At 42.5% G+C, this 21,180-nt stretch carries 17 protein-coding genes; 13 read left to right on the forward strand and 4 right to left on the reverse strand.

Translation table 11 applies throughout. The features are described from left to right. Positions 1-51 precede the first annotated feature (51 nt). The 5 genes from PGY05_RS08730 (at position 52) to PGY05_RS08750 (ending at position 5,853) form a co-directional block, all read left to right on the forward strand. Positions 52-1,026, forward strand: coding sequence for an alpha/beta fold hydrolase (locus PGY05_RS08730; RefSeq protein WP_055248986.1), 975 nt, complete (start codon positions 52-54; stop codon positions 1,024-1,026). Between the two features lie 98 nt (positions 1,027-1,124). Beyond that, the gene (locus PGY05_RS08735) at positions 1,125-1,613 is read left to right on the forward strand and encodes a zinc ribbon domain-containing protein (protein WP_270475687.1); all 489 of its coding nucleotides are present in this window, start codon (positions 1,125-1,127) and stop codon (positions 1,611-1,613) included. Between the two features lie 170 nt (positions 1,614-1,783). Then, complete coding sequence (locus tag PGY05_RS08740) at positions 1,784-3,316, forward strand: sigma-70 family RNA polymerase sigma factor (protein WP_270475688.1); 1,533 nt, start codon at positions 1,784-1,786, stop codon at positions 3,314-3,316. 104 nt (positions 3,317-3,420) lie between these two features. Then, complete coding sequence (locus tag PGY05_RS08745) at positions 3,421-4,821, forward strand: zinc ribbon domain-containing protein (RefSeq protein WP_270475689.1); 1,401 nt, start codon at positions 3,421-3,423, stop codon at positions 4,819-4,821. Positions 4,822-5,085: 264 nt separating this feature from the next. Then, positions 5,086-5,853, forward strand: a complete 768-nt coding sequence (locus tag PGY05_RS08750) for a pseudouridine-5'-phosphate glycosidase (protein WP_175305357.1) — start codon at positions 5,086-5,088, stop codon at positions 5,851-5,853. 171 nt (positions 5,854-6,024) lie between these two features. On the opposite strand, the gene PGY05_RS08755 is transcribed toward PGY05_RS08750, so the two are convergent. Next, positions 6,025-6,444, reverse strand: coding sequence for a DUF4418 family protein (locus tag PGY05_RS08755; protein ID WP_055261133.1), 420 nt, complete (start codon positions 6,442-6,444; stop codon positions 6,025-6,027). A 207-nt stretch (positions 6,445-6,651) separates the two neighbouring features. Here PGY05_RS08755 and PGY05_RS08760 point away from each other — a divergent pair, with 207 nt between their 5' ends. From PGY05_RS08760 to PGY05_RS08790, 7 genes are all read left to right on the forward strand, one after another. After that, the gene (locus tag PGY05_RS08760) at positions 6,652-7,668 is read left to right on the forward strand and encodes an ABC transporter permease (RefSeq protein WP_022220966.1); all 1,017 of its coding nucleotides are present in this window, start codon (positions 6,652-6,654) and stop codon (positions 7,666-7,668) included. 1 nt (position 7,669) lies between these two features. Beyond that, positions 7,670-8,458 (forward strand): ABC transporter ATP-binding protein, encoded by a 789-nt coding sequence (locus PGY05_RS08765; protein ID WP_117823543.1) that lies wholly within the window; start codon positions 7,670-7,672, stop codon positions 8,456-8,458. A gap of 66 nt (positions 8,459-8,524) precedes the next feature. Continuing rightward, positions 8,525-9,625: an ABC transporter substrate-binding protein gene (locus tag PGY05_RS08770; protein ID WP_243273198.1), complete on the forward strand. Its 1,101-nt coding sequence runs from the start codon at positions 8,525-8,527 to the stop codon at positions 9,623-9,625. Positions 9,626-9,789: 164 nt separating this feature from the next. Further along, positions 9,790-11,004 carry an ABC transporter permease gene (locus tag PGY05_RS08775; RefSeq protein ID WP_270475691.1) on the forward strand — a complete coding sequence of 405 codons (1,215 nt, stop codon included), beginning with the start codon at positions 9,790-9,792 and terminating at the stop codon, positions 11,002-11,004. Then, a complete protein-coding gene (locus PGY05_RS08780) occupies positions 11,001-11,675 on the forward strand; it encodes an ABC transporter ATP-binding protein (RefSeq protein ID WP_117557805.1) in 675 nt (224 codons plus the stop codon). The genes PGY05_RS08775 and PGY05_RS08780 overlap by 4 nt, the downstream gene beginning before the upstream one ends. 4 nt (positions 11,676-11,679) lie before the next feature. Continuing rightward, complete coding sequence (locus tag PGY05_RS08785; protein WP_270475692.1) at positions 11,680-12,900, forward strand: DUF401 family protein; 1,221 nt, start codon at positions 11,680-11,682, stop codon at positions 12,898-12,900. 133 nt (positions 12,901-13,033) lie between these two features. After that, positions 13,034-13,684 (forward strand): hypothetical protein, encoded by a 651-nt coding sequence (locus PGY05_RS08790; protein ID WP_270475693.1) that lies wholly within the window; start codon positions 13,034-13,036, stop codon positions 13,682-13,684. A 129-nt stretch (positions 13,685-13,813) separates the two neighbouring features. On the opposite strand, the gene PGY05_RS08795 is transcribed toward PGY05_RS08790, so the two are convergent. Both PGY05_RS08795 and PGY05_RS08800 read right to left on the reverse strand, forming a co-directional pair. Next, a complete protein-coding gene (locus PGY05_RS08795; RefSeq protein ID WP_270475694.1) occupies positions 13,814-15,994 on the reverse strand; it encodes a YhgE/Pip domain-containing protein in 2,181 nt (726 codons plus the stop codon). Next, positions 15,991-18,531: a YhgE/Pip domain-containing protein gene (locus PGY05_RS08800; RefSeq protein WP_270475695.1), complete on the reverse strand. Its 2,541-nt coding sequence runs from the start codon at positions 18,529-18,531 to the stop codon at positions 15,991-15,993. The genes PGY05_RS08795 and PGY05_RS08800 overlap by 4 nt, the downstream gene beginning before the upstream one ends. 204 nt (positions 18,532-18,735) lie before the next feature. On the opposite strand from PGY05_RS08800, the gene PGY05_RS08805 reads away from it, so the two are divergent. Next, complete coding sequence (locus PGY05_RS08805) at positions 18,736-19,959, forward strand: PucR family transcriptional regulator (RefSeq protein WP_055248969.1); 1,224 nt, start codon at positions 18,736-18,738, stop codon at positions 19,957-19,959. A gap of 47 nt (positions 19,960-20,006) precedes the next feature. Here PGY05_RS08805 and PGY05_RS08810 read toward each other — a convergent pair whose 3' ends face one another. Then, on the reverse strand, positions 20,007-20,948 hold the full coding sequence (locus PGY05_RS08810; protein WP_055248967.1) for a DUF1177 domain-containing protein: 942 nt from the start codon (positions 20,946-20,948) through the stop codon (positions 20,007-20,009). Between the last annotated feature and the right edge of the window lie 232 nt (positions 20,949-21,180).

Below are 21,180 nucleotides of genomic sequence, written 5' to 3' on the forward strand. Positions count from 1 at the left end.
TATCAGAAAATAAAAAGTACGAACCAAAATCTATCGGGGAGGTTATCACACATGCAGACACCTATTTTACAGGAAAGTAACTACAAAGAAGAAATGCAGACCATCGTAGAACCGTATCTTGTATCTATCGGAACGGAATTCTATCTGGAAAGACATGCAGGGCAGAAGATCCACTGTATGCATTATGTTCCGGAGAACCCACATGCGGTTGTGATGTTGTCACATGGATTTATTGAAAACGCGGAAAAATATAAGGAGATCGCCTATTATTTTGCAAAAGAAGGTTTTAGCGTATATCTTCCGGAGCACTGCGGACATGGCTTCAGCTATCGTCTGACAGAAGATGAATCCCTGGTGCATCTGGACAGCTTTGAACGTTATGTAGAGGACTTTATCTTTGTAACCAAGAAGGCAAAAGAGGACAATCCGGGGATGAAGATTTATCTGTACGGACATTCTATGGGAGGTGGAATTGCGGCAGCAGTTGCGGCAAGAGCACCGGAAATGTTTGAGAAGGTAATTCTGTCGTCACCGATGATCCGCCCACTGACCGGAGGGGTGCCGTGGCATGTGGCAAAGGCGATCGCAAAGACATCCTGTAAGGTGGGAAGGAACAAAAAATATGTAGTCGGTCAGAAGCCATACAAGGAGCCAGGAAAATTTGAAGAGAGCTGCTCCCTTTCCCGTCCGAGATTTGAGTATTATGAAGAAAAAAGGACGAAGGAAGCCCATTATCATCTGAACGCACCGTCTTATGGATGGCTCGGAAATGCAATGCGTCTGAACCGGTATCTGGAAAAGACCGGATGGAAGAAGATCGAAGCACCTGTCATGCTCTTTTCGGCAGGCAAGGATAATCTGGTGTCGAATGCAGCGCAGGAACGTTTTGTGCGAAAACTAAACAAGAACAGACCGGAAAGTGCCGAGCTTGTGAAGTTCCCAGAGTCCAAGCATGAGATATTCAATGCGGAAAATACGATTGCGGAAGAATATTGGAAGAAAGTGTTTGATTTTTTTGAATCATGATTTTTAAAGATTGTAAAGAGGCTGTAAATTATACAAATTGCTTATTGATAAATGCAAGAAAAGTGGTAAGATAAAATTTACAGAAAGGAATGAGACAAATGGGATTTTTTGATAATCTGAAAAGTAGCCTGGCAGAAACCGGTCAGGATTTATCACAGAAGGCAAAGGATACGACAGAGATTTTCCGCCTGACAAGTTTAAATAAGACGAAAGAAAAAGAAATTGAAAAAGTCATTTATCAGATTGGCAGTACATACTATGCCAATTACAGAGATGAATGCATGGAAAAGATGCCGGAGCTTGCCGTACAGATCAAGTCTCTGCAGGATGAGATCGCAGCCAATAAAGAGATGATTGAAAAATTATCGACAGAAGAGATCTGTCCGCAGTGTGGAAAAAAAGTGAATCCGGGAAGTAAATTCTGTATTTACTGTGGAGCGGCACTGGAAGCACCGGCAGAACAACCGGAGGAAAAGGCAGAAGTGAAAGTGTGCAAAGCCTGTGGAAAGCCACTGGAAGAGGGCGCTGTATTCTGTACAAACTGTGGAACAAAGATAGAAGACGATAAGACAACTGAGGAAAACTAGAAGGCAAAGCATCGAATGATGAAACGCAGGTCAGAATGTAAAAAATGAAAGAGTATATGCAAAAAGCCGGATAGGAGTTATTCTATCCGGTCTTTTATGTATATGATGAGCCGGTTACAGATTTGTGCTTACACAGGAACGACCGGTTGATGTGTTGGAGGACAGAAAACATGTATTGCACCAGATGTGGGAAAGAAATCAGGAGTGATCAGAAGTTCTGCGGAAACTGTGGAGCGAAGAATGTCAATTATCAAGAAAAAAATGATCTGAAAGAGATGATAGAAAAAGCTGCCGCCGGAGAAGAGAACGCTCTGGAGAAAATTTACAATCTGACTTATGTGCAAGGGTTTGCAATCGCACTTCAGATGGTGAAAAATGAGCAGGATGCAATGGATATCATGCAGGATGCCTATATTTCTGCATTCCGTAATCTGAAGCAGATTGAGGATCCAAAGCGGTTGAAAAGCTGGTTCAACTGCATTGTGGCAAACAAATGTAAAGACTGGCTGAAAAAGAAGAAGCCGCAGCTATTTTCTGATATACCGACAGGGGATGATGACCGGGAATTTGAAGATACAATTGCAGATGAGAATCTGACATTTTCACCGGAAGGGTCCGTGGATTATGCAGAGACAAAGCGATTGATGAAAGAAATTCTGGACGGTCTGCCAGAAGATCAGAAGCTGTGTGTGCTGATGTATTATTATGAGGAATTGTCGGTTTCAGACATTGCAGATGCACTTGGATGTTCGACTGGAACAGTAAAGAGCAGACTGAATTATGCCCGGAAAAAGATCAGAAATGATGTAGAAGAACTGGAAAGAAAAGGAACAAAATTATACGGCGTAGCGCCGCTTCCGTTTATACTCTGGATGCTCAGAGAGGGCGAGCAGACGATATCGGTGCCTGGTTCATTTGGGAAAGAACTGGTGAGACAGGGTGCCGGCATTGTAAAAAGCGGAAGTGCACCCACAAGCGGAAATACCGGTTTGGGTAAAAGTGGAATCAGGAAGACAGATCCGGTAAAGAACGGGCAGGCAGCCGGACGAAAGATTGTAAAGAGTGCGGCAGGAAAAGCAACCGGGAAAATCATCGGTACAAAGGCTGTTGCCGGAGCTATAGGAGCGGCAGTGATCGGCGGAGGTGCTGTTGCGGGATATCATATCCACCAGGCAAAAGAGCAGAAAGTTACCAAAGAAGAATGGCAGGCGGCTTACAAAGACTGGGTTGGAAAGTGGAGTGATGACACAAGGTTTGAACTCTTTGACATGAATGGAGATGATGTACCCGAGATCGTGCGGGTTGGATCCTGCATGGCGGATGGTGCGACCGTAGCGACCTGTACACCGGATGGAATCCGGGAAGAAGAGATCTACCGGATCGGGATGTGGTATATTCCGGGCGGCAATGTACTGGACAACAATGACGGAAATATGGGTGTTTTTTATGACCGCGTTTTTGAAATCAAAGATGGGGAATGGTTACAGATCGGCGATGGCGAATGTAGAATGGAAGATAATACGAATCCGGAGTATGATGAAAACGGAGACTATGTTTTCCGGTATAAATGGGATGGAAAAGAAGTCACAAATAAGAAATATGAAAAGAAATTAAAGAAATTGTTTGGAAACAGAAAGCCGGAAGCACTGGGCAATGAAGCTGTTTCATACCATGAGATCATCAACCAGATCAGTCATTATTAAAAAAATAAAAATTTTTTCTTGTTTTTAAAACCAAACTAGATTTTGACTCGTCTTAATAATATAAATGAGAAAAATATAGCATACAGAAAGGATGTAAAAGAGATATGAGGTGCAAAAATTGTGGAACTGAGAATCCAGATGGTTCAAGATTCTGTGCAACATGCGGAAAACCACTGGAACAGGAAGAACCTGCTAAAAATGTAGCAGAACAGAAAGAAGAGGCTGTCCAGAATGCAGAAGAGCAGAAAGAAGAGGCCGCCCAGAATACAGAAGAGACGCTAACAAGTACAGCAGAAACAAAATCACTCACACATAAAAAATCAAGAGGACTGAACAAGTTCCTGATCGGTCTGGCATGTGCGGTTGTCGTTGTAGTGATCGCAGCAGGGCTTTTGATATCGCGTGCAAGAAGAACAATCGATCTGAACAAGTATGTCACCTTTGAAACAACAGGATATAACGGATATGGAAATGTATATCCGCAGATCGACTGGGAGAAGATTCAGAAAAAATATGATTCCAGACTGAAGTTTACAAAAGAATTTGAAGAACAGTATGGAAAAAATACAGATTCCATATCACCGGTAGAGGTACTGCAGTCCTATGTCAGTGTGGAAATGAAATCGGACAGCAATCTTTCCAACAAAGATAAAGTCAAATACAACTGGAATGTCAATAAAGATTATGCAAAATATGTGAAATGCAACCTGAAATATAAAAATAAAACCTATAAAGTCAAAGGGCTGGAAGAGGTTAAGACATTTGATGCATTCAAAGACCTGGAGGTATCATTTAACGGAATAAGCCCGGGAGGAGCCGTTTCATTTGATTATACAGGATCTGATCTTACATCTGCCGATTTTCAGACAGATGCATCAAATGGAACATTGGCAAACGGAGACAAGATTAAAGTATATCTGGATAAATCTATGGCAGACAGCTATGCCGCCAACATAGGAAAGCTGCCGGAAAAATGGGAAAAAGAATATACCGTAAAAGGACTGTGGTATTATGTCACATCAGCCAGTGACATCGATGATGATACAATGCAGCAAATGAAGGACCGGGCGGAACAGGAATACAATGATCATGTGGAGAGCAGCTGGGTAGATTCCGAATCTCTGGAGAGCCTTACTTATATGGGAGATTATCTGTTGGAGCCTGTTGTGGGCAATGGAAATGAACTGTATCTTATTTATCATGTAAAAGTACGGGATCAGTACAGTAATGATGATGGATCTTATGACAAGGTGAATGATGTTTACTGGTATATGCATTATGGAACAATTCTTGCAGACGGGGAAGGAAATACAGATATTGATCTGTCTGACTATGGAACACCTGGCAATTTCTTTAAGATCAAGACTGATGCAAAGACAGACGGTATTTCCAGCATGGTATGGAAATATTATGGATACCCGACACTGGATGATCTGTACGCAGATGTTGTGGGCGATAATGACGATTACTCTTTGGTGGAGGATGCGGTAGACAATACAAAATAGAAGCCTTTGGCGGAAAAGAAGGTGGACTATGAAATGGGACGAATGGCTGAAAAAGATCATTAAAGAGATAACGTCAGATTATACGATTTCAGAAGAAACCTCAAAAAGCTTTTTTGAAGAGCTGATGCAATTGTTGAAATAATACAGGAACCGGGTAGAAATGCAAATTTTTATCCGGTTTTTTAATTTGAGCTGTAAAAGTATGATATGATGAGAAAAAGTACGGGATTGATATCCAGAAGGAGAAAGGTGGAATAACAACAGATGGAATATTTAGTAGAATCAGCATTATTGACACATGGATTAAAATCGGTATCAAATGAAACAATAAAAAAAGAATGGCAAGATCCGGGAAAAAAGATCACCTGGATTGACCATGGGGAAATCAGGATCGGGGATATCGATGAGTTTCTTGAATTTAGAAGCCGGGCATCCGCTTATCCAAGAATTGACTGTGATCTGCTGGAAAAGGCATTAGTGGAAAAGCAATCAGGCGCACTTACCGCTTCCGGGACAATGGCAGTCTGTGTGAAAATGGGAATTCCGGTTGCAATTACCTGTGGAATGGGTGGAATCGGGGACATCAAGGGAGAAGAACTCTGCCCGGATCTTCCGGCTCTTCAGCAGATTCCGGTGATCCTGATCTCGGCAGGACCAAAAGATATGCTGGACCGGAAAGCAACGATCGATTGGCTGATATCGCACGGTGTGAAGGTGATCGGAACAGAAAGAAATTACTGTACCGGCTATGTATTTTGTGGAGAAAAAGTTGAATTGCAGGGAAAGGCAGAAAACAGTGCAGAAACGGTAAAGCCACCAATGCTCATCATCAATGAAATCCCGGAAGAAAGGCGGATAGAAGACAGGGAGATTTTGAGAGAAGCAATTGCCGAGGGAAAGAGAGCGGAGAAGGAAGGACGCTATTTCCATCCTGCGGCAAATGGAAAGATTGATGACTGTACTGATGGATATTCTTCATTGATTCAGCTGCGGGGACTGATTGCAAATATGAAAGTGGCAGAAACACTTTAAAGAGCGAAAAAAGAAGCTGGGATCTGGCTGATAACAGAAAAGCCTGGATATAGGCAGTTGTGTTATCGGTCAGACTCCGGCTTCTTTGCGTACACAGAAAGTTTTGACTCCTGATTATAGATTACAGGAAAGATAATCAGATATTCTGTTTGAAATGTTGTTGCGTGAATCCTAATTGGCCTGTGGCATCTGTGATTTATGTACAAAGAGACTGATTCCGGCACCGATGATTGCCAGAACAGCACCAATTCTTCCCCAAAGAGCAGTTTTGTGGCACATCATACCTGCCTTGGCACAAATACCAATGCCAATTGAAGTATTGCTAAGAAGCAGGATTAGAACAGCAGTGATAATGATGACAACCGGTAATTTAAAATCGTGTGTTCCGAAGAAAAGAAGAACGGATTCTGCAAGCAGGAGCAGACCGAAAAGAAACAGTGCAATTCCATAATAATGACACCGCATCATGCATTCTCCTCCGTTTGCAAGTTCCATGGTTCCTTTGCATACTGGGGCAAAGATCTTATCTGCTGCAAGAATAAGAATTGCTGCAAGACAGGAAACTGCTCCGGATAATTTTTGTGAATTCATAATTTATATCTCCTTTAAAAATTTATTGTATTTAGTATAACATACTTATGGTTAATAAGTTTACTTTTACCAGATAAAAACTATAGAAAATTGTAATAAATCAAATTGCATATAAGAAATAACAATTTTACATTTGTGCAAAATGCTGATATAGTTAAAAAGCATTTAAAGGAAATGGTAAAAATTTACAAAGGAGTCAAATGAAAAATGGAGAGTAAAAGACAGCTTACGAGAGAAGAGTTGCTAGAAATGGAAAGTGCTCCGAAGACGAAGATGCAACATATGTTGGATGTGGTAATTTGTTTTTGTCCGTATTTTGCAGCGATAATTATGTTTTTAGTATATTATCTGATGCCGGATGCCGTTCAGAATTTTAATCCGCATGTGTTTACTATTGTCGTCTGCTTTTTTTTGGCATTATATCTGATCATGGTAGTGAGAGGATTACTGAATAAAAGCTATTTTGCAAAAGTACGTCATAAAGCACCGCTTTACTCTGTGATCATACTGGTAATTATGTTGTATGATTTTCTGACGGTTAAGACAGGTATTTTAAAACAGCCGTTCTTCCCATGTGTGAATACGATTTTGTGTGCGATCATTGATGATCGGGCACTGTTATTGAAAAGTACATTGTACTCATTGCGATTATTATTCACGGGATATTTTATTGGAGCGATCCTTGGACTGATCACAGGTGTTGCCTGTGGATACAGCAAAAGGATTAACTACTGGGTTTCACCGATCATTAAGATGCTTGGACCGATTCCTTCCACAACATGGATCCCGATCATCATGGTTCTGGTATCCTCACTGTTTAAAGGAAGTGTATTTATCATCGCTCTTGGTGTATGGTTTGCACTTACGATCGCATCGTCAACCGGTATCCAGAATGTAGACAAGGCATATCTGGAAGCGGCCAGAACATTAGGTGCCAAAGGTCACCAGCTGGTATTCCGGGTGGCAATCCCACATGCAATGCCAAACATTCTTCAGGGGATGACACAGGGAATGAGTTCTGCCTGTACAGCACTTCTGGTTGCTGAGATGATGGGAGCCGAGGCAGGCCTTGGATGGTATATCCAGTGGCAGAAATCATGGGCGATCTATTCTAAAATGTATGCAGCTATCGTTTTAATTTGTCTTATTTTCACAGCAGTTACCTTTATACTGAATGTGATCAAGAGAATAGTGCTTCGCTGGCAGGAAGGAGTTGTGAAATAAGATGGCATCAGTGGATGAGAAGCAGGGACATGGGCGTGTCCTGGAGTTTGACAAAGTAACAAAGAGTTTTGCAAAGACAGACAGTAACGAGATCACACATGCGCTGGCAGAGGTGAATCTGACGATCCAGCCGGGTGAGTTTGTCAGTATTGTTGGAACAAGTGGATGTGGAAAATCAACGATTTTGCGATTGATCGCAGGACTGATCAGACCGACTACCGGTGAGATCAGACTTGGCGGAAAACCGATTGTTGGAGCCGGACCGGATCGTGGAATGGTATTCCAGAAAGCAACATTGTTTCCGTGGCTTACGGTAGAGAAGAATGTATCCTTCAGCTTGCGTATGCAGAAAAAGCAGGATAAAGAACTGGTAGAGCATATGCTGAAAATGGTAGGACTTGAAGATTTCCGAAAAGACTATCCACATCAGCTCTCCGGAGGTATGGCGCAGAGAGTGGCGCTGGTAAGATCGCTGATCAATCATCCGGATATTCTGCTTCTGGACGAGCCTCTTGGCGCGCTGGACGCATTTACCAGAATGAATATGCAGGATGAGATCCTGAATATCTGGAGAGAACAGAAACAGACGGTCGTCATGGTTACACATGATGTAGAAGAAGCAATTTATATGGGAACAAGAGTGCTGGTTATGGAGCCAAGACCGGGACGTGTAAAGGCAGATATACCGATTGAACTGGCTGAACCAAAGCAGAGAGACAGCGAAGAGTTCCAGGCATATCGGAACAGGATTCTGAAGATGCTTGATCTGAAGCATCATACAGATCATTAAATAGATATTTATTGGAAGATAAATATAAAAGCAACAAAGTAAAAACACGAAGAGGAGAAAAGAATTATGAAAAAAAGATTGTTTGCAACGTTACTTGCATGCGCAATGACCGTATCACTGGTTGCATGTGGCGGTTCATCAAGCTCATCAGAAAAGAAGGAAGACACAAGTGATTCCAAAAAACAGGAAGCTTCTACAGAGAAAGAAGTGACTGATATCACAAAAATGTCAGATGATGAAATTAAAGAAGCAATGAAAAAAGAGCCGGCATGGGGAACAACCATCACAGCCGAATATGATGGCGGTGACTGTACATCAGGACCTAGCATGGCAAAAGCACTCGGATACTATGATAATTGGGGATTAGATGTTCAGATCGCAGCTGGTACTGAAATCACAGAAGCACTTGGAACTGGAAAAGCTCAGTTTGGAGCACATCATATTGCACATATGTTAGTTCCGATCACAAACGGAATGGACATCGTATTTACAGGAAGTGCGCAGACAGGATGCAAATCATTATATGTACTTGCCGATTCAGGAATTGAATCAACAAAAGACCTGGAAGGCACAACTGTTGGTATGGATAGCCCGATCGGTGGATCTTCACACAACATGATCATTCGTTTCTTCCTTGCAGATGGATTGAAACAGGATGCAGCAACATGTGTACAGGTTGAATCAAGTGCAGCAATCCAGTCTCTTCAGTCAGGTGACATCAAAGCTTGCCTTCTGAGTGACCGTTTTGCAAAGAAATTCGTAGATGACGGAACATTAAAAGTTCTTCGTTCTATCACATGGGATGATGATTTCAAAGATGAAACATGCTGCGTAATGGCTATGAGCGGAAAATTCGTAAAAGAAAATCCGGTAATCTCTCAGGTACTTACAAAATGTGTAATGGATGCATATATGTACATTGCAGAAAACAAAGACGAAGCTGCACAGATCATGCTTGATGAGGGTATGGTATCTGGTGACATCGAGCTTACAAAATACATGCTTGATCAGCAGAACTGGGCAGTATCCAATGCAGATACAAAGAAAACAATTGAAGCTGTTGCAAAGGACTACATTGAGGCAGGAATCATTACCTCTGACTGGACTGTAGATAAAGTCGTAGAGACAGCATGGCATCCACTTGCTGAAAAAGTAAGCACAAAATAATTAGACACATAAATGAATGAGGTGGAGGAGCTTTGAACTCTGGGATGAGTGAAAGCTCCTCTTTTGTCTTGTATATTAGGAAAGTGCCGAGGCACATTCTTTTTTATAATTGGAAAATTACGGGGGTTTTCCGAACAAAATGTAAAAAAAGGAAGGAAAGAAAAATGGAACAGAAAATGTTGACTGTACCTGGACTTGCAGTCAGAAATCTGCGGCATCGAAGAGTCAGGACGATGTTTCTGGCAGCACTGGTGCTGATTTTATCGGCAGCGCTGTTTACCAGTAGAGTATTGACAGAAAGTATGAAAACTTGTATTGATAAGACAGTAGATCGGATTGGGGCGGATGTGATCGTAGCACCGGGAGAATATGAATCAGATTTAAGCGATTCTCTGTTTTCGGGAGGGTTGTGCAGTTTCTATTTTGAAAAGTCTTTGATGGATCAGGTGAAAAAGACGGATGGAATTGACAAAATTTCTCCGCAGCTCTACATTGCATCACTGGATGCGGCATGCTGTTCAGTTCCGGTACAGATTGTTGCTTTTGAACCGGAAAGTGATTTTATTGTACAGCCGTGGATGTCTGGAAGCAATGTGAGTGAATTGAAAAAGGGTCAGACTGTTGTTGGAAGCAAGATTACGGCAAAAGCGGGAGATAAAATTTCTTTCTTTGGACAGGAATACGAGGTTGCAGGAAAACTCGAAGAAACAGGAACCAGTTATGATAACTGCGCATTCATGAATTTTGAGACGGCATATACATTATTTGACAGTTTTCAGATCAAGTATGTGACGGATCTTACAGAACCGCAGAAATATGTTTCCCTTCTGACGATCCGGACGAAAGACGGAGCAGATCCGAAAGAAGTGGCGAACACGATCAACACAAAGATGAGAGATTCCGGACTGAAAGCTTATACAGCAAAAGCAATGTCCGGAAAAGTTTCAGATACACTGGAACAGATGCAGTCTTACAGCGCGCTTCTGATCGGACTGTTGTTTTTAATGGCAGTCCTGGCACTGATCTGCATTTTTAACATTACTGTGAATGAACGTTTGAAGGAGTTTGGGGTACTACTTTCTATTGGTGCACGAAAAAGCCAGATTTTCCAGATGCTTCTTCTGGAAGCAGGAATGATCGGTGTGCTTGGAGGATTTCTTGGAGTGGTGTTCTCCGGAGGCGGAATCCTGTTATTTAAAGACGTGATCATGGAAAGTATGAATATGCCGTATCTGAATGTAAATGTTTCCCAATATGTGATTCTTGCATTGCAGAGCCTGGGGCTTGCGGTTGGTGTCAGCCTTCTTGCCACCTTATATGCGGCAGTCAGAGCGAATCGTATGGAACTATATAAACTGATCCAGGAGGTGGAAGCATGATTGTAAAGACAGAAAATCTGAGTCGGGAATTTGTACGTGGAAAGAATCAGTTTTACGCAGTAGACCACGTGAATCTGGAAGTGGAAGAAAAAGAACTGGTTGCGATCATGGGACAGTCAGGAAGTGGAAAATCCACCCTCTTCCATATGCTGACCGGGATCCTGAAACCGACAGAAGGAAAGATCACAGTACTGGATCATGAGATTGAAAAAATGAATGACAGACAGTTATCGGTTCTGCGGGGAGGCGACCTTGGGTATATCATGCAGGGACAAAATCTTCTCCAGAATCTGACGGTCATGGAAAATATCCTGCTGCCACTTTCGCTGGGGAAAAACCGGAAACCGGATAAAGAAAGGATCACGTATCTGACGGAGCTTCTTGGAATCCAGAATATGCTTTCCGAATATCCGGCAAATCTGTCCGGCGGAGAGCAAAGGCGTGTGTCAATCGCAAGGACATTTGCGCAGAACCCGAAACTGGTAGTCGCAGATGAACCGACAAGCAGTCTGGATATGGAAAATTCAGAGATCATTATGAAATATTTTCAAAAAATGGCAAAAGAAGGAACGACAATCCTGGTCAGTACCCACGACAGAGAATTTGCAAATTATGCGGATCGGTGTCTGTGGATGAAAAAAGGGAAATTAGAAAAAAGAGAATTGGAGTAAAGAGATGCAGACCGAATTTATAAAGCTTGCAGTGATTTTTATTGTCATTATGGTGATGGTCCTGGCAAAATTAAAGCTGCGTGATGCGATGATCGCTGCCATTTTGCTGACTGTGATCCTGTTTGGAATTCCGCTTGGGGATGCAGTAAAATTGATGATACAGTCGGTTTATGAAAAGGATACGCTGCTCGTGGTCGGAAGCTTTATTCTTGTAACCTTTTTGCAGCGGATTATGGAGAACCGGAAACTTCTGGAAAGAGCGGAGATGGCACTGCAGAGGCTTAGCGGAGACAGGCGTATGGTGTGTGTAATTGCGCCGGTGATCATTGGATTCCTTCCGTCTGCAGGAGCTGTCAATATCTGTGGGGCGATCGTAGATAAGGCGACAGGAAAAGATCTGGATGTGGAAGAAAAGACGTTTGTGACCAGTTACTACCGCCATATTTCAGAAAGCTTTTCGCCGACTTATAATGCAATTCTGCTGGCACTTTCCATTACAGCGGTATCAACCGGGCAATTTGTACTTTTTATGGCGCCGATGGTTGTGGTGCTTCTGGTACTGGGATATGTATTTTATCTGCGGAAGCTTTCGAAAGGATATGAAGCAAGTGAGGATGAAATGATAGACAAAAAAGAAGAATTCAAACAGCTTCTGTACTGTTTCTGGCCACTGGTGCTTTGTATTGTGCTTGTGATTGCACTGAATCTTTCTGTGATCAAGGTACTGCCGTTTATTATTGTGCTTTCGATTATTGTATATCGGTTAAGTCTGAAGGAAGTGCTGGATTTTGCAAAGACATCGGTAGAGTGGAGAATCATCTTCAACACGATCATTCTGATGATGTTCAAGAACATTCTTACCTATACAGGGGCAATCGGAAAACTTCCGGATTTGTTTGCAGGATCTGCAATTCCACAGTTTGCGGCATTTGGAATCATTATGTTTCTTGGAACGATTATCAGTGGAGCAAATTCTATGATTGTGCTATTGATTCCGCTGGCATTTGCAAGCATACCGCATGCAGGAGCCGGACTTCTGGTGTACCTGATGGCACTTTCTTATGCGGCAATGCAGATTTCGCCGACGCACATCTGCCTTGCGATCATTACGGAATATTTCCGGGTATCCTGGGGGCAGCTGATGAAGAAGACAATCCCGGTTATTGTGGTGTTTGTAGTGATCTTGACAGGATATTATGTATTGCTGAGTGGATTTGGAATATAGAAAATATGTTATATGATGCTGATAGAAATAGAAAAATTCTATCGGCATCATTTTTCTTTGGGTGGATAAAATGACTGAATATATGATAGAATAAAAGAAAAAGACAGACTATTCAAAACGGGAGGTGGATGAGATGAAAAAGAGAAAATATGCTATATTTTTGGGAATTATTTTGATCGTAGCAGGAACCATTGCCTGTGGTGGAAAGGATACGGCGTCTGAAAAAGATCGTATAAAGGAGGTAGAAGTATATGATGATGACAATGAACCGGTAACGATACAGGAGAATGAAATTGTAAATACAGAATTTTATGAATTATCAGGCGATAAATTCCGTTCATACATAAAGAAAGAGAAGTTTACGAAAGAGAACTGGAAGGAATTTTTCAGCATTAGAGAAGAACATTTAGAATATAATGAATATCAGTCAGAAGGAGATCTGTATCATCTTGGAATCTATAAGGTACACCAGAAAAAGGATTTCTGCATGGTATTTGATATTGTAAATGATGATATGGAGTCCAGAGATAATGTATTTGAAAAAGGAACAGGTACATTGGGTTGGGGGCAGAATAAATCGGACGGAACAAAATTTCAGCTTACAATTGATGATGTTTCGTGTACAAAGGCAGAAGGAACGATTATTTATGTAGATATTCCGGAGGAACTATGGCAGCCTTGTTCGGACGGAACGGACAGAAAGGGATTTCGGGTAAAGGACGGAGAAAAGTTGTATGAATTTTATGATGATGGAACGCCGGTAAAACTGGATATGTTCAGGTAGCAAAAGAGAGAAGCGTATAATTGCAAGAAGCCCGTCGGCAGATTTGAAAATCGTGCTGACGGGCTCCTTTTATTGGGGGCTTCGAACGTAAATTAGAATCCAACGTATTCTGGTAAAAAATATTGAAAATTACATAATCTTCGTCTCTTCCAGCTTCTCAGAGAACGCTTCATTCACCTTAATGATCGGCTTCCTAAGCACCAGTCCCACGATCAGGGACACCATAAGGAAGATACAAAGCTTTCCAAGATCGATCCAGTAATCCATACCGTAAAGACCACCGACAGCTTCACGCAGGGCTGCCATACTGTGGGTAAACGGCAGTAGCGGATATACCGCTTTGAAGAATCCCGGGGCAACCTCGATCGGGAAAGTTCCGCCGGTTCCGGCTACCTGCATAACCAGAAGTACGACACTGACCGCTTTTCCGATATCTCCGAAGGAGACAGTCAGCGTGTAAATGATGTTGACATATACGATGCTGGATACCCATCCGGCAAGGAGGAAGAGGAACGGGTGCTTGCACTGGATGCCAAGATAGAACAGATCACCGAGGCAGATCAGGGTGCTCTGCAAAAGCCCCAGGATCAGGAAGATAAGGTATCTTCCAAGATAAATCTGATGGAGCTTCAGATGTTTAAGTCCGGTGGTGCCGTTTTCGGATACAGTGACCTTGAGCATGGCAACCAGGACAATTCCGCCGATCCAGATGGAAAGTGTAGAGTAGAATGGGGCCATGGAAGAACCGTAATTTTCAATCGGGTACACTTTGTTGGTCTTAAGCTCTACCGGTGCGGCGAGGAAAGAACTGATACTGTCCTTATCGCCGGAAATCAGATCTTCCAGTTCGGAGAAATCGCCGGTTGCTTCCATTTGACCAAGTCTGGAGATGGTATCTGTGATCTTTGAGGCAGCCGTTTTCAAAAGCTCAGAAGAGGTTTCCAGAGCCTTCTGAATCTGCGACAGATCAGAGCCAGCTGAAGAAGCAAGGGTATAGATTCCATCTGCACTTACACCGAGCTGGGAGAGCAGTCCGGACAGATCATTTCTGGTGGAACCAAGAGAGACGGACAGCTGTTTTAAAGAAGCAGATACATTGGTTTCATAGTCGGATTTAACAGCTGCAATTCCGGAAATACTGGAGCTGATCAGATCATCCAGCTCTTTTTTAGAGGTTGTTACATTGCCTGCTGTATCCCGCAGAGAGGAAGCAGCGTTCGTGAGTTTATCACGAAGTTCTTCCTGAACAGCAATGGAATCGTCTAATTTAGCAAGAATCGGTGCGGTAAAATCAGACAGCTCCGGGTGTGCATCTGCAATCTGTGCAATGCTGTCACGGATTCCCTGGTAAGACTGTACGATCGCATTGACGCGGTTTCCAAGAAGATCAAGGGTGCTGGCAACAGAAGAAGCATCTTGTGACTGCGACTGGAATGCCTGATCGATCGTCTGTGACATCTGTTCGTAAAAGCTTTTGGTAGAGGTCAGTGCAGCATTGATTCCGTCTGTAGCTCCGTCCAGAGTTTCCTGAATCCCGGAGAAGGACTGCTGTGTACCGGAAAGCGTATCTGCATTTGCAGAAGCCTGTTCTTTCGTTGCTTTTAAGAATTCGGCAGTTGTGTCCAGAAGCTGCTGCGCAGAATCGGTCATCTGTGAGAAGGAATGCAGGGTAGTCGAAGAGGCAGACAGATCAGAACCGATTTTATTCAGATTTGTGATCAGTGTGCCTGCAAGCTCATCCGAATCCCTGGAGTCTGCGGTATTTGCAACAGTCTGGAGCGCGGTCAGCACCGTATCGGAAATGGTTTCGATAAATACTTCGTTGACCTGTGTCTGGACTGCGGTTGCTCCTTTGTCTGTTACCTTCGGCGCAATGGCATTTTCTTTTGCATTGGAGTAATAGGTAATCTCCGGTTTTTTTATATCACTGGAAAATACACTCATCAGGTTCGTACTGAAATCTTCCGGGATTACGATTGCTGCGTAATATTCTCCGGATTTTACACCCTTCATTGCTTTGCTTTTGGTCGTAAATACCCAGTTGAGCTGTGTATTCTCCCGAAGAGCAGACAATACCTGATCGCCAAGATTCAGCTGGAGCGGGATCAGGTTTCCGGTATAGCCTTCGTCTACGCTTGCTACGGCAACCTTCAGATTCCCCGTATTCCCATAGGGATCCCAGCTTGCCGCAATGTTGAACCATGCATAAAGGCAGGGAACCACTGTGACGCCGAGAACGACGATCAGCGCAATGACATTTGTTCTTATTTTCCGGATATCTCTTGTGAAGATGGTCCATATATTTCTCATTCGTCTTTTCCCTCCTTTACTTTTTTAAGAAATTCTTCTTCAGACAGATGGATATAGGAAAGCTGTCTGGAGGTCTTGTCGTGAATATATTCTACACAGATCAGATAGACGGCGAGTACGATCAGGGAAATGATCCACAGTGTCAGGTATACGATCTTGGATTCCAGGCCGAACATCAGAAGAAGAAAGATCAGCGGAATTACAAGAATCAGGATAAAACCGGTACGGATCAGCTTTGGATACCGTTTTTCGAACCGGTTGGCACGTTGGATAAAATCAGCCCGTCCGTCTTCGTCCTGCATCATGGTTTTCATCATCAGTGTAAGCTGTGGGCGGGAGAGCTCACCGGTTGCAGTCTCTCCCAGCATCAGGTCTGTCTCGGCAAGACGTTTGTCGAACAGATGGTTCAGATTCATCAGAAGTGGTCTCAGTACCAGTCCGATGAAGAATGCAAGGAGAAGGAAAAGCAGCAGGGTCAGCAGATCCTTTGCGTAGTTATTTTTGTAAAATCCGGCAATACACTCACGCATAGCGCCAATTCCGTAAGAGAACGGCAGAAGCGGATGCAGTCTCTGGAAAAAGACCGGTGTCATCTCGATCGGATAGGTTCCGGAAGAACCAGGGATCTGCAGGATGACCAGGACAACGGCAAGCGCTTTTCCAATGTGCTTGAAGGTCAGCGCCATTGCATAGATCAGATTGACATACACAAAGGAGCAGAGCATACCAGCGCACACAAATGCAACCGGGTGGACACACTGTACTTTCAGAAGCAGCAGATCTCCTATGCATACAATGAATCCCTGGATCAGTCCGACTATGATAAAGAGCATCCAACGTCCGAAATAAGCAGTTGTCGGAGTAAAACGGGAAATGGTTTCGTCTTTGTCTACTTCCTGTTTCAGGATGGATACCAGGATCAGTCCGCCAACCCAGAGTGCCAGATTAGTGTAGAACGGAGTCATTCCGGAACCGTAATTTTCCACATCATAAAGTACCTTTGAATTGATTGAAACCGGTGAGGACATAAAATCAGAAATGGAATCTGAGTCGATGCCTTCCAGTGAGATCAGATGCTGGTAGGTTTCGGAGCTCTGCAGAGCTTTTAGGTCAGCGGTAATATTTTCCAGAGCAGTATCTACGCTTTCAAGAGTTCCTCCGGTCTGACCAAGTGCGTCTGCACTTTCGTTTAAACTGCTCTTTAACTGGGTAAGGATCACCTTTAACTGTGTGATCGTCGGATTTACCCCGGTTAAAGTAGAAGAAAGGCTTCCGCTTAATGTGGCAAGCCCGTCAAGTGACTGGTTCAGCTGTGGCAGAAGCGACTGGTTCAGACTGCTTCTGTAATTCTGCAGAGACTGTCGGTTCTGGGCAGTGAGTGTCTCAAGAGAACTTCTGGTATTACTTGCTGTAGTCAGTGCATTTCCTATGCTGGAATTGCTGTTCCCAAGAGAATCAATGAGTTCCTGAAGAGAAGCATTCTGTGCCTGGAGTTCTGCAATTTTTTCGCTGACGATACCGGACAGGGAAGAATCACTTCCGATCTGTTGCTGAAGGGCGGCAAGCTTTTCCAGAATTTCTGCATTTTTCTTATTTAAAGAGCTGGCAGAAGAAATACTGTCTCCGATCGCAGTGTTGACCTGTGTGGCTTTTGTCTCAAAAGTTCCGAGCTTTAAGACTGCGGAGGTGTAGACATTGTTTAAAAGTGTTTCGCCATCTGACAGGCTGGTAGAAAATTCTGTGGAAAAGGTTCCGATTGCTGTCCGGCTGGTGGCAAGCAGATCTGATGAATCTGCAAGGGCAGCAGAACCGGAAGAGGCAACAGCATTTACAGAGTCCAGTGTTTTCAGAGTGTCATCGATCAAAGAACCGGAATCTTTTACCGTAGTCTGGAAATCCTTCAGGGCGTTCTGATAGTCAGCAAGATTCTTACGGGTATCGGTAAGCGCCTGCATCAGCGTAGAATTTGTTCCGTCAAGCTTGCCGGTCAGTGTACCGGCCGATTTCTGCACGATCTTCGCAATGGAGTCAGCGGCAACGGACGAAAAGGTGTCATTGATCTGCTGCTGGATCGTGCTTGCGCCGGTGGCGGTGATCTTCGGAGCAATCGCGTTTTTCTTTTCATTAATATAATAGTCGAGCTGCGGCTGTTTTAAATCCCCGGAAAGGATGCTGAGGAGAGACTCGCTGAAATCCTCCGGGATTACAATGGCAGCGTAGTATTTGCCGGAACGGACACCGCTTTTGGCTTTCTTTTCATCAACAAAGGTCCAGCCAAGCTGGTGATTTTTTTTCAGATTCTGTACGATGGTGTCTCCGGCATTCAGATCTATCGAACCGGTGTGTCCACCGGTGTCACAATTTGCAATTGCTACTTTTACATTTTTTGTATTGCCGTAGGGATCCATGTTGGCGGCAATGTTGAACCATGCATAGAGAGAAGGGAGAATGCAGACTCCCACCATGACGAGAGCAGCAGCAGGGCTACGTAAGAGTCTCTTTAAATCTCTCTGAAATATTTGAAGCACTTTCTTCATGTGAACCTCCTGTGTAATGTCGTTAATAGTGCCAGTATTGAACATAGTATAGCAAAAAGTGTGGAAAAAATCCATGAGAAAAAATGACGTTCGGTCAGAAATACAATCTGGATAAAGTTAAGCGTAAGATGATATTTGAAAAAACAGTGTTTTATGATATTCTATATTTATCTATAATACAAATAAAAAAGGGTGGAATAGAAAGTGTCAATAAAAGTAAAAGAGGTATTAGAGCTGGCACAGTCGAAAGGATGTACATTAGCAGCCGGAGAAGGTGGAATGGATAGGATTGTTCGCTTTGTGGATTGTATGGAAATACCAGATATGAAAGCATGGATGCGCCCAAATGTTTTGTATATTACAACTGGATATGCATATAGTGACACAAAAGAAGAAATAATGAATCTGATAAGAAATTTGTATGAAGCAAAGGCAGCTGCGCTCGCGACAAAATATAGATATATTGGTTGTTTTTTGGATGATGCGATCAAACTGGCTAATGAATTACAGTTCCCAATCATTTTGTGGCCGGAAGATCTGCCTTTCATAGAAATGAATTATCTTGTGATGGAGGCATTGATAAAATCACAGAACAATTTGATGGATACCATTTATTCTCGAATTGAAAAATATAACCGTCGGGAAATGGATAAAAGATTGTTTATTGATCTTTTGACAGGAAATATCACATGTAATGAAGAAGGAAACTATCGGATCGAAGAACAAAAATGGCCATCACCTCCGTACCAGATCGTTTATATTGAAATTGATGGAATTAAACAAAAATTACATGAACTACAGGAAGAGATTGTTCATGAAAAAATTGAGAAAATCGAAAATATGATAAAAGAATCTTTTGGCGAGGAAAAAGTAATTGTTTTGTCGAATAATGATAATTTTCAATGCATATTAAAACGGACAAAAGAGAAAACTATAACGAAAGAGTATTTCGAGAAGATTCAGAAAAATATTTCGGAAAAGACAGGATATACTGCAGCGATAGGTGTTTCGAGAGTAGAAAATTCCTACCAACGTTTCGGAAAGGCTTATCAGGATGCAAGGGATGCAGTAGAAATTGCAGTGTGCCAGGAATTCAATTCAAAAGTACTTTGTATAGAAGATGCAGGCTTTTGGAGAATCATGAAAGAAATCAGTAAGCATGAGATGTGTCAGGAGTTTATGGAGGACAAGTTGAATGCATTTATTGAATATGATCAAAAAAATGAAAGTGAACTTTTAGAAACGCTGGAAGTTCTCGTGAATAATTTAGGGGCAAGAAATGTAACAGCAAATGCACTTCATTTGCATCGAAATACTTTGATATACAGAATTAAAAAAATTGAAAATCAGACAGGATATGATTTGTCAGATCCGAATAGTATTCTTGAGATAGCGCTTGCGCTTCGAATAAAGAAATTTTTGAAATAAAAGATACCTTTTTAGGGCATCTTTTATTTCAAAACAGTATGTATCTATTACGAGAAAGGATTCAGTTTTTGGAAATGCTTCATTGAACCGTATAAACTTTGTAATTTTTCGAATTCTTCTTCGTCGTATAATTTAAGAGAACGACGGCCAAAGGATTTGGCAACTTCTAACATAAAGCGTGCAGCTTCATCAAGATCAGTCATATGACTGGCTCCGGTTGCACAACCGGGAACAGTTGTTTCTGTTGTGATGGCAATCCCGACTACAGGTGCATTAGTAGCAGTTGCCGGTTGCAGAATACTGTTTAGATGATGAAGATCATTGCCATAAGGAGTGATATCCTGCTGTGTTAATGGAAATACCTTTGGAAGTTTTCCCGTAGTAATCTGCATTAAATCAAGAAGATCTTCGGAAGTACGAAGGATGTAGCCTTCTTTTACTGTAGGTGAGATTGCAAATCCATTGTGATTGATCACGCGATTTCCTTTAGTAGTATCTACAGAGAGAACTGCGTCAAGTTCCGGTGTGAGCTCTTCGGCATTTACCTGTGCCATTTCTACAGGTGATCCCATAAATGGAACCGGAACATGTGGTGCGGTCGGTGCATCCGGACAAATATGTGTAGAAATGAATACGTCACCTTCCAAAAAATCCCCTTTATTCTGCATATCTAATAATTTGGCAGCAAGAGCAATTGCAACGAGGGCACCATCACCGTCAGATACATACCCGATTCGCTCAGGACGAGCACCAAGTCCGCCTAATCTCCCAAGAAGTCCAATTGTCGGAGCATCGCCTCCGGAAGTCTTTCCGTGAAGACCCGGGATGCGAATTTTTAACATATCTGTAGAACCTTTTGGTCCAACTAAAGGATAAACCTGAATATCCGCATCTTGTTTTATGGATTTTAAATAAGATGCGACAGAGTTGCCGTTTACGTTCTTACTGTCTATAATGTCGAAAGCTTCTATTAATTGTTTGAATAACATCTTAAATCCTCTCTTTCTAACTAAAATAGTTTTTTAATTGACAAGCAAAGTTTAGCATTACTAAATAGGAAAGTCGATATTGTGCGTGCCTAAAAAGAAAGAAAATAGTTGGGCGAAATGCACATGCTATATTTTTGGAAGAATAATAAATGTGCAAAGTGCATAAAAAACAGGGACATTATGGTGCATGGAGAGCGTCGACACTTTAAGAAGTCAATGTTATACTGTAGTC

The organism is Coprococcus sp. AF51-11b1 (genome assembly GCF_027682785.1).
Lineage (GTDB): Bacteria > Bacillota > Clostridia > Lachnospirales > Lachnospiraceae > Allocoprococcus > Allocoprococcus comes.

Bases quoted from the DNA above. Each gene is read 5' to 3' on its own strand.
- PGY05_RS08780 (WP_117557805.1), top strand. From the start codon at position 11,001: ATGATTGTAAAGACAGAAAATCTGAGTCGGGAATTTGTACGTGGAAAG.
- PGY05_RS08760 (WP_022220966.1), top strand. From the start codon at position 6,652: ATGGAGAGTAAAAGACAGCTTACGAGAGAAGAGTTGCTAGAAATGGAA.
- PGY05_RS08750 (WP_175305357.1), top strand. From the start codon at position 5,086: ATGGAATATTTAGTAGAATCAGCATTATTGACACATGGATTAAAATCG.
- PGY05_RS08785 (WP_270475692.1), top strand. From the start codon at position 11,680: ATGCAGACCGAATTTATAAAGCTTGCAGTGATTTTTATTGTCATTATG.
- PGY05_RS08730 (WP_055248986.1), top strand. From the start codon at position 52: ATGCAGACACCTATTTTACAGGAAAGTAACTACAAAGAAGAAATGCAG.
- PGY05_RS08810 (WP_055248967.1), bottom strand. From the start codon at position 20,948: ATGTTATTCAAACAATTAATAGAAGCTTTCGACATTATAGACAGTAAG.
- PGY05_RS08735 (WP_270475687.1), top strand. From the start codon at position 1,125: ATGGGATTTTTTGATAATCTGAAAAGTAGCCTGGCAGAAACCGGTCAG.
- PGY05_RS08765 (WP_117823543.1), top strand. From the start codon at position 7,670: ATGGCATCAGTGGATGAGAAGCAGGGACATGGGCGTGTCCTGGAGTTT.
- PGY05_RS08775 (WP_270475691.1), top strand. From the start codon at position 9,790: ATGGAACAGAAAATGTTGACTGTACCTGGACTTGCAGTCAGAAATCTG.
- PGY05_RS08755 (WP_055261133.1), bottom strand. From the start codon at position 6,444: ATGAATTCACAAAAATTATCCGGAGCAGTTTCCTGTCTTGCAGCAATT.
- PGY05_RS08770 (WP_243273198.1), top strand. From the start codon at position 8,525: ATGAAAAAAAGATTGTTTGCAACGTTACTTGCATGCGCAATGACCGTA.
- PGY05_RS08800 (WP_270475695.1), bottom strand. From the start codon at position 18,531: ATGAAGAAAGTGCTTCAAATATTTCAGAGAGATTTAAAGAGACTCTTA.
- PGY05_RS08795 (WP_270475694.1), bottom strand. From the start codon at position 15,994: ATGAGAAATATATGGACCATCTTCACAAGAGATATCCGGAAAATAAGA.
- PGY05_RS08745 (WP_270475689.1), top strand. From the start codon at position 3,421: ATGAGGTGCAAAAATTGTGGAACTGAGAATCCAGATGGTTCAAGATTC.
- PGY05_RS08740 (WP_270475688.1), top strand. From the start codon at position 1,784: ATGTATTGCACCAGATGTGGGAAAGAAATCAGGAGTGATCAGAAGTTC.
- PGY05_RS08790 (WP_270475693.1), top strand. From the start codon at position 13,034: ATGAAAAAGAGAAAATATGCTATATTTTTGGGAATTATTTTGATCGTA.